At 68.0% G+C, this 12,380-nt stretch carries 13 protein-coding genes; 11 read left to right on the forward strand and 2 right to left on the reverse strand.

Translation table 11 applies throughout. From position 1 onward, the window contains the following. Positions 1-126: 126 nt before the first annotated feature. Positions 127-1,044 (reverse strand): AEC family transporter, encoded by a 918-nt coding sequence (locus tag AC07O4_RS10345; protein WP_062482210.1) that lies wholly within the window; start codon positions 1,042-1,044, stop codon positions 127-129. Positions 1,045-1,160: 116 nt separating this feature from the next. Between AC07O4_RS10345 and AC07O4_RS10350 the strand changes: the two genes are divergently transcribed. Both AC07O4_RS10350 and xerD read left to right on the forward strand, forming a co-directional pair. Continuing rightward, positions 1,161-2,135 (forward strand): tripartite tricarboxylate transporter substrate binding protein BugE, encoded by a 975-nt coding sequence (locus AC07O4_RS10350; RefSeq protein WP_495269516.1) that lies wholly within the window; start codon positions 1,161-1,163, stop codon positions 2,133-2,135. Between the two features lie 67 nt (positions 2,136-2,202). Continuing rightward, on the forward strand, positions 2,203-3,117 hold the full coding sequence (xerD, locus tag AC07O4_RS10355) for a site-specific tyrosine recombinase XerD (RefSeq protein WP_495269515.1): 915 nt from the start codon (positions 2,203-2,205) through the stop codon (positions 3,115-3,117). 14 nt (positions 3,118-3,131) lie between these two features. On the opposite strand, the gene AC07O4_RS10360 is transcribed toward xerD, so the two are convergent. Next, positions 3,132-4,016, reverse strand: coding sequence for a LysR substrate-binding domain-containing protein (locus tag AC07O4_RS10360; protein ID WP_062482221.1), 885 nt, complete (start codon positions 4,014-4,016; stop codon positions 3,132-3,134). A gap of 250 nt (positions 4,017-4,266) precedes the next feature. Here AC07O4_RS10360 and phnD point away from each other — a divergent pair, with 250 nt between their 5' ends. The 9 genes from phnD (at position 4,267) to AC07O4_RS10405 (ending at position 12,378) form a co-directional block, all read left to right on the forward strand. After that, positions 4,267-5,130 (forward strand): phosphonate ABC transporter substrate-binding protein, encoded by an 864-nt coding sequence (gene phnD / locus AC07O4_RS10365; RefSeq protein WP_495304895.1) that lies wholly within the window; start codon positions 4,267-4,269, stop codon positions 5,128-5,130. Further along, a complete protein-coding gene (gene phnC / locus AC07O4_RS10370; RefSeq protein ID WP_495304468.1) occupies positions 5,127-5,984 on the forward strand; it encodes a phosphonate ABC transporter ATP-binding protein in 858 nt (285 codons plus the stop codon). The genes phnD and phnC overlap by 4 nt, the downstream gene beginning before the upstream one ends. After that, a complete protein-coding gene (gene phnE / locus AC07O4_RS10375) occupies positions 5,981-6,799 on the forward strand; it encodes a phosphonate ABC transporter, permease protein PhnE (RefSeq protein ID WP_159272475.1) in 819 nt (272 codons plus the stop codon). The genes phnC and phnE overlap by 4 nt, the downstream gene beginning before the upstream one ends. A gap of 50 nt (positions 6,800-6,849) precedes the next feature. Next, positions 6,850-7,953, forward strand: coding sequence for an iron-containing alcohol dehydrogenase PsrA (gene psrA, locus AC07O4_RS10380; RefSeq protein ID WP_495304469.1), 1,104 nt, complete (start codon positions 6,850-6,852; stop codon positions 7,951-7,953). 72 nt (positions 7,954-8,025) lie between these two features. Next, positions 8,026-8,994 (forward strand): Bug family tripartite tricarboxylate transporter substrate binding protein, encoded by a 969-nt coding sequence (locus AC07O4_RS10385; RefSeq protein WP_062482231.1) that lies wholly within the window; start codon positions 8,026-8,028, stop codon positions 8,992-8,994. A 44-nt stretch (positions 8,995-9,038) separates the two neighbouring features. Further along, positions 9,039-10,031: a Bug family tripartite tricarboxylate transporter substrate binding protein gene (locus tag AC07O4_RS10390; RefSeq protein WP_495304896.1), complete on the forward strand. Its 993-nt coding sequence runs from the start codon at positions 9,039-9,041 to the stop codon at positions 10,029-10,031. Positions 10,032-10,076: 45 nt separating this feature from the next. Beyond that, positions 10,077-10,658 (forward strand): TetR/AcrR family transcriptional regulator, encoded by a 582-nt coding sequence (locus tag AC07O4_RS10395; protein WP_495266083.1) that lies wholly within the window; start codon positions 10,077-10,079, stop codon positions 10,656-10,658. Positions 10,659-10,752: 94 nt separating this feature from the next. Further along, the gene (locus AC07O4_RS10400) at positions 10,753-11,886 is read left to right on the forward strand and encodes a thiolase family protein (RefSeq protein WP_495304470.1); all 1,134 of its coding nucleotides are present in this window, start codon (positions 10,753-10,755) and stop codon (positions 11,884-11,886) included. Positions 11,887-11,925: 39 nt separating this feature from the next. Next, the gene (locus AC07O4_RS10405; RefSeq protein WP_495304471.1) at positions 11,926-12,378 is read left to right on the forward strand and encodes a MaoC family dehydratase; all 453 of its coding nucleotides are present in this window, start codon (positions 11,926-11,928) and stop codon (positions 12,376-12,378) included. Positions 12,379-12,380: the final 2 nt, after the last annotated feature.

Genomic DNA, 12,380 nt, shown 5'->3' on the forward strand with positions numbered 1-12,380 from the left:
GAAGCGGAGGGACGCAGACAGTAGGGTCGCCTTTCTTTTGCCTACGTTTCTTTGGCGAAGCAAAGAAAAGTAGGTCGCCCGCCGGGGCGAGACCCGGCCTCGGAACGTCCTACGACCACGCGGCAACTACCGAGGCAGAGCCAACGCAAACGGCAAGCTAACTACCCCCAAGATCGTAGACAGCGTCACCAGCCCTGCCACATAAGGCCCGTTGTATCCCATCCGAGCCGCCAACACATAAGCACTCGAAGCGGTCGGCACAGCAGAAAAAGCCATCAACACCGAAGCCTGCGTAGCGTCCAGCTTCAGTGCAAGCGACAACCCCCAAGCCACGAGCGGCAAGAAGAAGTGCCGTATCGCCAGCACAGACACCGCCAACACCTTCCCCCGCCCCAACGTCGCGAACTGCATCCCCGCCCCCGCCGCCAGCAGCCCCAACGCCAGCGACGCAGCCCCGATCCGCGTGAGCGTAGGCGTCAACCAGCCAGGCACCGTGAGCCCCAGCACATTGGCCAGCAGCCCCGCCAGCGTCGCCACGATCAGCGGATTGCGCACCAGCTGCCGCACGAAGCCGGTCTGCGCGTGCCGCGTCATCGGCCACACGGCGGCGATATTGAACATCGGCACGCACACGCCGATCAACACCGCGATCAGCAGCAGGCCTTCGGGCCCGGCCAGCCGCTCGGCCAGCGCCAGGCAGATGAAGGAGTTGAAGCGGAATGCGATCTGCGCGCTCGCGGCGTGGTCGTGCCGGTCGATGTGCGCGCGCAGGCCCGGCACGAAGGGCAGGGCGTAGGCCATCGCGATGCCGGCCAGCCCGACGCCGACGCCCGCGGTCAGCAGGCTCGAGGTCGCACCGAAGTCGAGCGGGCTGCGCACGATCGAATGGAACAGCAGGACGGGAAATAGAAAGTAATACACCAGGCTCTCGACCTGGTCCCACACGCGGCGGTCGAGCGCGGTGTAGCGGCACAGGAGCCAGCCGATGGCGATGAGGGAGAAATCGGGGAAGAGCAGCTGCGCGTAGTTCACCGCTTCGAGCATAAACCGGCACAACCGTGGGTATTCCACAGCATGACGGAAAGCCCCGACCCGCTAGCATCCGGGCTTCGCTTTTTTCCGGCCGCCCCGGCCGGTTCCGTCAAGTCAAGGAGTTATCGATGCAACGTCGTCAATGGAGCGCGCTTGCGGGCGCTGCCGCGCTGGTCGCAGTGGCAGGCCAGAGTTTTGCGCAAGGCTATCCCAACAAGCCGGTCGAACTGAGCGTGCCGTTCGCACCCGGCGGCACGACGGACATCGTGGCGCGCGTGATCGCCGACCCGCTGGGCAAGGTGCTGGGCCAGCCGGTGGTGGTGATCAACCGCGCCGGTGGCGGCGGCATCGTGGGTGCGGCTGAAACCGCGCGGGCGCCCGCCGACGGCTACAAGCTGGGCGTGGCCACGGTGTCGAGCACGGCGGCCAACCCGGCCATCAACCCGAAGACGCCGTACGACCCGATCACCGACTTCACGCCGATCATCAACATCGCGGCCACGCCGAACGTCATCGCCGTCAACCCGAGCTTCCCCGCCAAGAACTACGCCGAGTTCGTGGCCGAGCTGAAGAAGAACCCGGGCAAGTATTCGTACGCCTCGTCGGGCACGGGCGGCATCGGCCACCTGCTGATGGAGCTGTACAAGAGCCTGACCACCACCTTCGTCACGCACATCCCGTACCGCGGCGCGGGCCCGGCGTTGAACGACGTGGTGGCCGGCCAGGTGCCGATCATCTTCGACAACCTGCCCTCGGCGATGCCCTTCATCCAGAGCGGCCGCCTGGTGCCGATCGTGGTGTCGGCGCCGACGCGCGTGGCCGGCCTGCCGAACGTGCCGACCTTCAAGGAAGTCGGCCTGGAGCCGGTCAACCGCATGGCCTACTACGGCATCCTCGGCCCCAAGGGCCTGCCGAAGGAAGTGGTCGACAAGATCAACGCCGGCGTGAAGAAGGCGGTGGAAGATCCGGCCGTGAAGAAGCGCATCGAAGACACCGGCTCGCTGATCGTGGCCAACACGCCCGACCAGTTCGCCGCGCAGATCAAGGCCGAGTTCGACGTGTACAAGCAGGTCGTGAAGAAGCAGAACCTCAAGCTCGACTGAGCCTCTTCGCTTCCCCCGAAAGCCGCCCGCGTTCCGGGCGGCTTTTTCTTTTGTTATCTTGCACCGCATGACCGAGGCCGCCGCCGTTCCCCCCACCGCCGACATCGACACCTTCATCGACGCCCTCTGGCTCGAGGACGGGCTGTCGAAGAACACGCTGGCCGCCTACCGCCGCGACCTCGCGCTGTTCGCGCAGTGGTTGCGTGAGCAGCGCGGCGGCATGGGGCTGGACACCGCACGCGAGACCGACCTGCAGGCCTACATGGGCGTGCGCCTGTCCACCAAGGGCAAGGCGACTTCTGCGAACCGCCGGCTCACGGTGTTCAAGCGCTACTACCGCTGGGCGCTGCGCGAGCGCCGCATCACGGCCGACCCGAGCATCCGCCTCATGCCCGCGCGCCAGATGCCGCGCGCCATCAAGACGCTGTCCGAGAAGCAGGTCGACGACCTGCTGGCCGCGCCCGATGTCGAGAGCCCGCTCGGCCTGCGCGACCGCGCCATGCTGGAGCTGATGTACGCGAGCGGCCTGCGCGTGAGCGAGCTGGTCGCCCTGAAGGCCATCGACATGAGCCTGAACGACGGCGTGCTGCGCGTGCTCGGCAAGGGCAACAAGGAGCGCCTCGTGCCCTTCGGCGGCGAGGCGCGGCGCTGGATCGAGCGCTACCTCGACGAGTCGCGTCCCGTGATCCTCGACGGCCAGCAGACACCCGACCTGTTCGTGACCGCACGCGGCGCGGGCATGACGCGCGTGATGTTCTGGGTCATCGTGAAGAAGCAGGCGGCCGCGGCAGGCATCCATGTGCCGCTGTCGCCGCACACGCTGCGCCATGCGTTCGCCACGCATCTGCTGAACCATGGCGTCGACCTGCGCGCGGTGCAGCTGCTGCTGGGCCATGCCGACATTTCGACCACCACCATCTACACGCACGTGGCGCGCGAGCGCCTGAAGCAGCTGCACGCGCAGCACCATCCGCGCGGCTGAGGCTGCGTTCGTTCTCAGCTCTTGCGCTTGCGCGCCTCGATGGCCGGCACCAGCGTGTCGTAGAAGGCGCTGACCATGCGCATCTCGCGTCGCTCGGCCAGGCACAGCACGTGGGCGTAGGTAAAAATTTCGGTGTCGCTGAAGCCGACCATGTGCAGGTTGGGCCCCGGCACGAACTCCACGCCCGACACGGCCGCGATGCCCAGGCCTTGCGCCACGGCTTCGCGGATCACTTCGCGGCTGCTGATCTCCATCACCACGTCGACTTCGACCTTGGCTTTCGCGAGCGCCAGTTCGAGTGCCTTGCGCGTGGTCGATCCTTGCTCGCGCAGGATGAGCCGCTCGCCCTGCAGCTCGGCGAGCCGGATGTTGCGCCGCTTCGCGAAGCGGTGCGTGGAGGGCACGAACATCACGACGGGGTGCTGGCTGAAGGGCACCGACAGAAAGCGATCGTCGCGCACCAGCTGTGCGAGCACGCCGACGTCGGCGCTGTAGTCGAGCAGGCGGTCGAGCACGTCCTGTGAATTGCCGGTGCTCACCGTGACCTTCACGTCGGGGTAGCGCAGGCTGAAGTCGACCAGCATCTTGGTCACGTGGTACGGGCCCACGGCCGCCACGCGCAGGTGGCCGGTGCGCAGCTTGCCGGCGTCGCCGAGCAGCGCCACCGCATCGCCTTCGAGGCTGAAGATCTGCTGCGCGAGCTGCATGAGCTGCTCGCCGATCTCGGTGAGCTGCACGCGCCGGCCGCGCCGGTGAAAGAGCTCGACCTGGTAGGCCTCTTCGAGAAAGCGCACCTGCGTGGTGATGGTGGGCTGGCTCACATGCAGGTGCTCGGCGGCCCGCGTGAAGCTGCCTTCGCGGGCCACGGCATAGAAGGAACGCAGCTGGGTGAGGCGCATCGCGGGAGCCTTTCTGATCTATAGGTTCAGTATATAGATCATCGAAAAAATTTGAATTTGATCGATATGAGTACCAGTGATGTACTCGCGCTCAAGACGGACCAGGCCTCGACAGAAACACGCCGGACGTCCCGAATCCTCACGTTGTCATGACCATGACACGCACGACTGGAAGACTCGAGACGGGTACTTTTGCCCTTCGAAACGACCTGAGGATTCCATGCAACGCAGACCACTGGAGACAACCATGATGAAGCGTAGAAAGCTGCTGCTCGGCACTGCCGCCGTGACAGCGTCCGCCTTCGTGCCGATGGCACGGGCACAGCAGGTTCTCACTGTCGGGCTGATTCCTTCCGAGGACTCGCGCGCCATGATCGCCAACAGCCAGGCCATGATGGACATGCTGTCCAAGGCCCTCGGTTTCACGGTCAAGCCCTTCGTGGCGGCCGACTACAACGGCGTGATCGAAGCGCTGCGTTCCAAGCGGCTCGATGTGGCCTACCTCGGCCCCTTCTCGTATGTGCTGGGCACCACGGTGGCCGACATCGAGGCCTTCGCGGTGGCCGAGACCAAGAAGGCCGGGCGCACCTCGTACCACAGCCAGATCGTGACCCACAAGGACACCGGCATCAAGACGGTGGCCGACCTCAAGGGCAAGACCTTCGCCTTCGTCGACCCGAGCTCCACCTCGGGCCATCTGTTTCCCAAGGCCGGCCTGCTGAAGGCGGGCTTCAATCCCGACAAGGATTTCGGCCGCGTGATCTTCTCGGGCTCGCACGACTCGAGCGCGATCGCGGTGCAGAACAAGAAGGTCGATGCCGCGGCCATCGCCGACCGCATCCTCGACGCCGCCGTGTCCAAGGGCCTGGTCAAGCGCGAAGACCTGGTCGAGGTCTGGAAGTCGGAACCCATTCCCGAGTCGCCCACCGTGTGGCGCAAGGACCTGCCCGCCGACCTCAAGACGCGCGTGCAGGCCGCCTTCCTGCAGGTGAAGGACATCCCCTGGTCCGACCAGGGCCTGCTCAACGGTTTCCACCCGACCAACGACGCGGCCTACAACATCATCCGCGACACGGCCAAGGTGCTGAACCTCGACCTGAGGAAGATGAAATGATCGAGATCCGCGGGCTGTGCAAGCGCTACGGCGACTTCACCGCGCTCCACCGTGTGGACCTCACGGTGGCCAAGGGTGAGTTCGTCGTCATCCTCGGCGCGTCGGGTGCGGGCAAGTCGACGCTGCTGCGTTGCATCAACCACCTGGCCGAGCCGAGCGAAGGCGAGATCCACGTGGACGGTGAGCGCTCGCGCGGTGACCGCGCCGGCCTGCGCAAGGTGCGCCGTGACGTCGCGATGATTTTCCAGCACTACAACGTGGTGCCGCGCCTGTCGGTGCTCAAGAACGTGCTGACGGGGCGGCTGGGTTCCATGCCCGCGCTCTTGTCGTGGTTCCAGGTGTTCCCCGCGAAGGACATCGCCATCGCCCGCGAATGCCTGCGCCGCGTCGAGCTCGACCCCAAGGCCGACTTGCGCACCGACACGCTCTCGGGCGGGCAGAAGCAGCGCGTGGGCATCGCTCGCGCGCTGGCGCAAAAGCCCAAGGTGATCCTGGCCGACGAGCCCGTGGCCAGCCTCGACCCGAAGACCTCGCGCAAGGTGCTCAACTACCTGAAGCAGGCCAGCCGGCAGGACGGCATCACGGTGATCTGCAACCTGCACCAGGTCGACTACGCGCGCGAGTTCGCGCAGCGCGTGATCGGCGTGGCGGCCGGACGCATCGTGTTCGAAGGCCGGCCCGACGAGCTGACCGACGAGGTGCTGCACCTCATCTATCCGGGCGGCGTGGAAGAGGGCACCGAGGCCGCCGCTGCAGGCGCAGAGCCCGACACCGCAACGCCGAGCGTGCCCGCTGCGGCCCTTCATGCGGCGCCGGTGCGCACCGCCCCGCAACTCGCCATGGAGCAATCATGATCGCCCTCGGACGCTACAACCTGCTGATCGCCAAGAGCGCCGGCAACCCCGGCTGGTGGAAGTACGCCGTGGCCGTGCTCGCCGGCATCGGCGTGTTCTGGTGGGCCGCCATCGGCAGCCAGGTGAGCTTCAGCGAACTCGGCAAAGGCATGCCCTGGATCGCCGACTTCCTGGGGCGCATGCTGCCGCCCAACTGGGAGTTCATGGGCAAGCTCGTGAAGCCGGCCATCGAGACCGTGCAGATCGCGCTGTGGGGCACGCTGCTGGCGGTGATCCTCGCGGTGCCGCTGTGCTTCTTCGCGGCGCGCAACATCTCGCCGAACGTCGCCGTGTTCCACGCGATGCGGCAGGTGCTGAACATCACGCGCGGCATCAACGAGATCATCCTGGCGCTGATCTTCGTGGCGGCCGTGGGACTCGGTCCGTTCCCCGGCGTGCTGGCGCTGGCGCTGCATGGCGCGGGCATGCTCGGCAAGTTCTTCGCCGAGTCGATCGAGGAGATCGACCAGGGTCCGATCGAAGCGCTGCGCGCCACCGGCGCGGGGCCGATCCAGACCATCATCTTCGGCGTCATTCCGCAGGTGGTCACCGCGTGGATCGGCGTGATCGTCTACCGCTTCGAGACCAACCTGCGCCAGGCCACCGTGCTGGGCATGGTGGGCGCGGGCGGCATCGGCTTCGAGCTCGTGGGCAGCATGAAGCTGTTCCAGTACCAGGACACGGCCACCTGCATCCTGGTGATCGTCGTGATGGTCATGACGGCCGACTACCTCTCGACCCGGCTGCGCGGCTGGATCCAGCAGGGCGCGCGCTGATGGCCCGCTCTCTCCCTGCGGCTCTTGCCGCCTCCTGAAGCCACTTTCCCATGAGCGCCAACTACCACAACCCCGTGCACAGCGTGTACGGGGCAGGGGCCCTGCTGTCCCTGCCGACGCTGCTCGAAGGCCGGCGCGCCGCGCTGGTGACCTTTCCCGAGGCGCGCGCGCTGGGCCTGCTCGATCGGCTGGCGTCGGTGCTCGGCGACGCGCTGGCCTGCACGCTCGACCAGACGCGGCCCAACCCCGACGTGGCGGAACTGGCCGAGACCTACGAATGGTTCTGGCGCACGCATGCCGACGTGGAGGTGATCGTCGCGGTCGGCGGCGGCAGCGCCATCGACACCGCGAAGGCGCTGATGGTGGCCGACGACCACGGGCGCTTCGCGGACCTGGTGGCGGGCCTCGCGGGCGAGCGGCCCTTCGTGGCAACGCGCCACAAGACGCTCATCGCCGTGCCCACCACGGCCGGCACGGGCAGCGAGGTCACGCCCTGGGCCACCATCTGGGACCGCGAGCGCCAGAAGAAGTACTCGCTGCATTTGCCGCAGACCTGGCCGAGCCATGCGGTCATCGACCCCGAGCTGATGCTGTCGCTGCCGGCGGCGGTCACGCTGCAGAGCGGGCTCGATGCGCTGTCGCACGCGCTCGAAGCCATCTGGAACGTCAACGCCAATCCGCTGTCCGACACCTTCGCCGTGGCCGCCGTGCAGGACACGCTGGAGGTGCTGCCGCAGCTCATGGCCCGGCTCGACGACGTCGAACTGCGCGGACGCATGGCACTCGCGGCACTGAAGGCGGGCATGGCGTTTTCCAACACCAAGACCGCGCTCGCGCATTCCATCTCGTACGAGATGACGCTGCGCTACGGCCTGCCGCACGGCATCGCCTGTTCGTTCCCGCTGCCGATGGTGCTGGCGCGCGCGATCGGCCGCCGGCCCGACCGCGACGCGGTGCTGGCGCAGGCGCTGCGCATGCCGCTGGCCGAGGCACCGGCGCAGCTCGCGGCCTTCATCGAATCGCTGGGCGTGAAGACGCGCTTCGCCGACTACGGCGTGGGCGAGGACGAGGCGCGGGAGATGCTGCGCCATGCGCAGGGCGGGGCGCGCGGGCGCAACTTCATCGGCAACGACGTGGAGGCGCAGGAAGCCTGAGCAGGTGCGAGCCGGAGGTCCGGCGATGTTTCAAAATGGATGCTCTTATTCAAGAGACATCGAGAGACATCCATGAACCTTCGCAGACTCTGCACCGGCCTCGCACTGGCCACGACCGCCGGCCTCGCCATCGCCCAGGGCTTTCCCACCGCCAAGCCCATCCGCCTGATCGTCGGCTACCCGCCCGGCGGCGGCATCGACTTCGCGGCGCGCACGGTGCAGGTGCCGCTGCAGGAAGCACTCAAGCAGCAGCTGGTGGTCGACTACAAGCCGGGCGCGAGCGGCATGATCGCGGCGACCGAGCTCACGCGCCAGCCGGCCGACGGCTACACGCTGCTGCTGGCCAACACCGGCCCCTTCGCCATCGCGCCGTACCTGCAGAGCAAGCCGCCGTACGACCCCATCAAGCAGTTCACCTACATCGGCCAGATCAGCCAGGGCAGCTACATCGCGGTGACGCGGCCCGACCATCCGGCCAAGAACCTCAAGGAGTTCGTGGCGTGGGCCAAGGGCCAGCCCGGCAAGGTCAATTTCGCCTCGGGCGGCAACGGCACCTCGACGCACCTGAACGGCGAGCTCATGAACCAGGTGACGGGCCTGGACATGACGCACGTGCCGTACAAGGGCAGCGCGCCCGCGGTGCAGGACCTGCTCGGCGGGCAGACGCAGATCCTCATCGACGCGGGCAGCGTGCTGTTGCCGCAGGTGAAGGGCGGCAAGCTCAAGGCGCTGGCCGTGACCGGCCCGGTGCGCGACCCGCAACTGCCCGACGTGCCGACCGTGAAGGAGCTGGGCCTCGCAGGCATGGAGGCAGTTGGCTTCCAGGGGCTGGTCGGCCCCGCCAACATGCCCAAGGAGGTGGTCGATCGCCTGTCGGGTGAACTCGCCAAGGCACTGGCGACGCCCGAGATCAAGGCCAAGTTCGCGACGGCCGGCGCCGAGGTGCATCCGCTCGGCCCGGCGGCCTTTGCGGCTTTCGTCAAGGCGGACAATGAGAAGTGGTCCAAGCTGATCCGAGAGCGCAAGCTGCAGCTGGACTGACCGATCTTTCTTCTTCTCCTCGACGCATGCCTTTCATCGACACCATGAACTTCCTCGCCGCCTCCAAGCCTCCGCGCCGCACCACGACCCGGCTGCTCGCCGCCGCGGCGCTGTGCGCGGCCAGCGGCGCGCATGCGCAGGCCGTGCCGCGCACGGTGCGGCTCATCGTGGCCTACCCGGCGGGCGGCGTGAGCGACGTGGTCGCCCGCGCACTCGGCGACCGGCTCGCCACGCAGCTGGGCACCACGGTGATCGTCGACAACCGCGCGGGCGCCAGCGGTGCCATCGGCATGGACGCCGTGGCCAAGGCCGCGCCCGACGGCGCGACGCTGGGCTTCTCGGCCATCAGCCCGCTGGTGCTGAGCCCGCACCTGGGCAAGTTGCCGTTCGACCCGCTGAAGGACATCGTGCCGGTGGCCAGCGTGATGTATTCGCCCGTGCTGCTGGTGGCCACGCCGGCCAGCAAGGCGAAGGACTTCCGCGCGCTGATCGCCGAGGCCAAGGCGCAGCCCGGCGCGGTGCGCTGGGCCACGTCGGGGCCGGCCTCGCTCGGGCACATCGTGCTCGAACAGGTGTGCGCGACGGCCGGCGTGGACATCACGCACGTGCCGTACAAGGGCGGCGGCCAGCAGCTCAACGACGCGCTGAGCGGGCAGTTCGAGATCCTGTCGACCAACGCCAGTCCGACGCTCTCGGCGCACATCCAGTCGGGCAAGCTGCGCCCGCTGGCGGCGGGCGCGCCCGCGCGGCTCGAGAGCCTGCCGCAGGTGCCCACGCTGGCCGAGCTGGGCTACAGCGCGGCCAACATCCATTCGCTGTTCGGTGTGTTCGCGCCTGCGGGCACGCCGGCGGCGCTGGTTGCGAAGTACAACGCCGAGATCAACAAGGCGCTCGCCAGCCCCGAGCTGCGCGCCAAGCTCACGGCCACCGACAACGTGCCCGCCCCGGGCACGCCGGCTGCCTTCGCCAAGGAAATCGCCAGCGAGTTCGAGAGCAACGGCCGCATCGTGAAGGCCGCGGGCATCAAGGCCGATTGACCCCGGCGCTTGCAGGGCTGGGTTTCCCTACCTTATAGTAGGTAGATGAACGACGCTTCCACCCTGGCCCCCGGCGGCACCCGCGAGCAGATCCTCGCGGTGGCGCGCGGGCTCATCGAAACCCGTTCGTACCTGGGCTTCAGCTTCCAGGACGTGGCCAACGCGGTGGGCGTGCGCAAGGCGAGCCTGTACCACCACTTTCCCACCAAGGAAGCGCTGGGCATCGCGGTGATCCAGGGCGCCACGCAGGGCTTCAAGGACTGGGTGGCGGCGCGCGCGCGCGAGCCCAAGGACGCGCTCGAATCCTATTTCCGCATGTACCGCAACACGCTGAAGGCGGGCTCGGGCCTGTGCCCCGCGGGCGCGTTGGCGCCGGGCTGGGACTGCATCAACGAGGACCTGCGCCAGGCCGTGCAGGCGCTGCGCAACACCCAGGTGATGTGGCTCACCGGCGTGCTCGGCGCGCTGGTGCCGGTGCAGGCACAGAAAGACAACCCCGTGGCCTCGCTCGCGGCCTTCGTGTTCTCGTCGTGCCAGGGCGCGCTGCTTGCGTCGCGCATGACGGGCCGCGTCGAAGACTTCGACGACGCCATCGCCCAACTGCGGCGCGCACTGCCGCTGGACTGACCGATGCGTTTCACCACGGGCACGCCGGACGTGCCTTTTTTTGAATCCCGAAGCCTACCGATTGGAAGGTAGTTTTTCTCTAAGGAGTGTTCCCATGAAAGCCGTGATTTCCGCCTACGCCCGTTCCCCGTTCCACTTCGCGAAGAAGGGCGCGCTGGCCGGGGTGCGCCCCGACACGCTCGCCGCCGGCGTGGTGCAGGGCCTGCTGCAGCGCACCGACCTCGACCCGGCGCTGCTCGAAGACATCATCCTGGGCTGCGCCTACCCCGAGGCGTCGCAGGGCAACAACCTGGCGCGCATCGTCGGGCTCCTGGCCGGACTGCCGCACGAGGTGGGCGGCATGACGGTGAACCGCTTCTGCGGCTCGTCGATGCAGGCCGTGCACATCGCCGCCGCGCAGATCGAGGCGGGCATGGGCGACGCTTTCCTGTGCGTGGGCGTGGAGTCGATGACGATGGTGCCGCAGGGCGGCTTCAACTTCTCGCCCAGCCCCGAGCTGCTGGCCAGCACCGATGCCTACATCTCGATGGGCGAGACGGCCGAGAACGTCGCGCAGCGCTGGAACGTGAGCCGCGCCGACCAGGAAGCGCTGGCCGTCGAATCGCACCGCAAGGCGACCGAGGCGCGTGCGCAGGGCCGGCTGGCCGGCGAGATCGTGCCGGTGCGCCTGGCCTCCGGCGAGGTGGTCGATGCCGACGGCTGCATCCGCCCCGCGACCTCGGCCGAGGCGCTGGCCAACCTCAAGCCCGCGTTCCGACCCGACGGCGTGGTCACGGCCGGCACGTCGTCGCCGCTGACCGACGGTGCGGCCGTGGTGCTGGTCACCAGCGACGCCTTCGCCGCCAAGCACGGCCTGAAGCCGCTGGCGCGCATCCGTTCGTTCGCGACCGTGGGCGTCGACCCGGCCGTCATGGGCATCGGACCGATCCCCGCCACGCGCAAGGCGCTCGCACGTGCGGGCTTGGGCGTGGCCGACCTCGACGTGGTCGAGATCAACGAAGCCTTCTCGTCGCAGGCGCTGGCCTGCATCCGCGACCTCGGGCTCGACCCGGCCACCGTCAACCTCGACGGCGGCGGCCTGGCCATCGGCCACCCGCTGGGTGCGACCGGCGCGCGCATCACGGGCAAGGCGGCGGCGCTGCTCGCGCGCGAGAACGGCCGCTATGCGCTGGCCACGCAATGCATCGGTGGCGGGCAGGGCATCGCCACCATCCTCGAGCGCGTCTGATCGCCCGAGAATGACGGGCAACGCAACAAGGAGACTCCCATGGACAAGCTGTATCTCGAAGACCTGAAGGTCGGCGACCGTTTCCAGAGCGGCGAACACCTGCTCGACGCGGCGCAGATCAAGGCCTTCGCGCAGCAGTTCGACCCGCAGCCCTTCCACACCGACGAAGAGGCCGCCAAGAACACCTTCTTCGGCGGGCTGGCCGCGAGCGGCTGGCACACGGCGGCGCTCACGATGAAGCTGCTGGTCGACAGCGGCATCCCGCTGGCCGACGGCATCATCGGCTCGGGCGGCGAGCTGCAGTGGCCCAAGCCCACGCGGCCCGGCGACGTGCTGCATGTGGTGAGCGAGGTGGTCGACATCACGCCCTCGCGCTCCAAGCCCGGCCGTGCGATGGTCTCGATGCGCTGCCAGACGCGCAACCAGCGCGGCGAGGTGCTGCAGTACTTCACGCCCAAGCTGGTGGTGCACAGCCGCACCGCGACGGCCTGAAT

Source organism: Variovorax sp. GW821-FHT09D04 (assembly GCF_059416405.1).

Coding starts and splice junctions, on each gene's coding strand:
- AC07O4_RS10345 (WP_062482210.1), bottom strand. CDS start 1,044: ATGCTCGAAGCGGTGAACTACGCGCAGCTGCTCTTCCCCGATTTCTCC.
- AC07O4_RS10350 (WP_495269516.1), top strand. CDS start 1,161: ATGCAACGTCGTCAATGGAGCGCGCTTGCGGGCGCTGCCGCGCTGGTC.
- xerD (WP_495269515.1), top strand. CDS start 2,203: ATGACCGAGGCCGCCGCCGTTCCCCCCACCGCCGACATCGACACCTTC.
- AC07O4_RS10360 (WP_062482221.1), bottom strand. CDS start 4,016: ATGCGCCTCACCCAGCTGCGTTCCTTCTATGCCGTGGCCCGCGAAGGC.
- phnD (WP_495304895.1), top strand. CDS start 4,267: ATGAAGCGTAGAAAGCTGCTGCTCGGCACTGCCGCCGTGACAGCGTCC.
- phnC (WP_495304468.1), top strand. CDS start 5,127: ATGATCGAGATCCGCGGGCTGTGCAAGCGCTACGGCGACTTCACCGCG.
- phnE (WP_159272475.1), top strand. CDS start 5,981: ATGATCGCCCTCGGACGCTACAACCTGCTGATCGCCAAGAGCGCCGGC.
- psrA (WP_495304469.1), top strand. CDS start 6,850: ATGAGCGCCAACTACCACAACCCCGTGCACAGCGTGTACGGGGCAGGG.
- AC07O4_RS10385 (WP_062482231.1), top strand. CDS start 8,026: ATGAACCTTCGCAGACTCTGCACCGGCCTCGCACTGGCCACGACCGCC.
- AC07O4_RS10390 (WP_495304896.1), top strand. CDS start 9,039: ATGAACTTCCTCGCCGCCTCCAAGCCTCCGCGCCGCACCACGACCCGG.
- AC07O4_RS10395 (WP_495266083.1), top strand. CDS start 10,077: ATGAACGACGCTTCCACCCTGGCCCCCGGCGGCACCCGCGAGCAGATC.
- AC07O4_RS10400 (WP_495304470.1), top strand. CDS start 10,753: ATGAAAGCCGTGATTTCCGCCTACGCCCGTTCCCCGTTCCACTTCGCG.
- AC07O4_RS10405 (WP_495304471.1), top strand. CDS start 11,926: ATGGACAAGCTGTATCTCGAAGACCTGAAGGTCGGCGACCGTTTCCAG.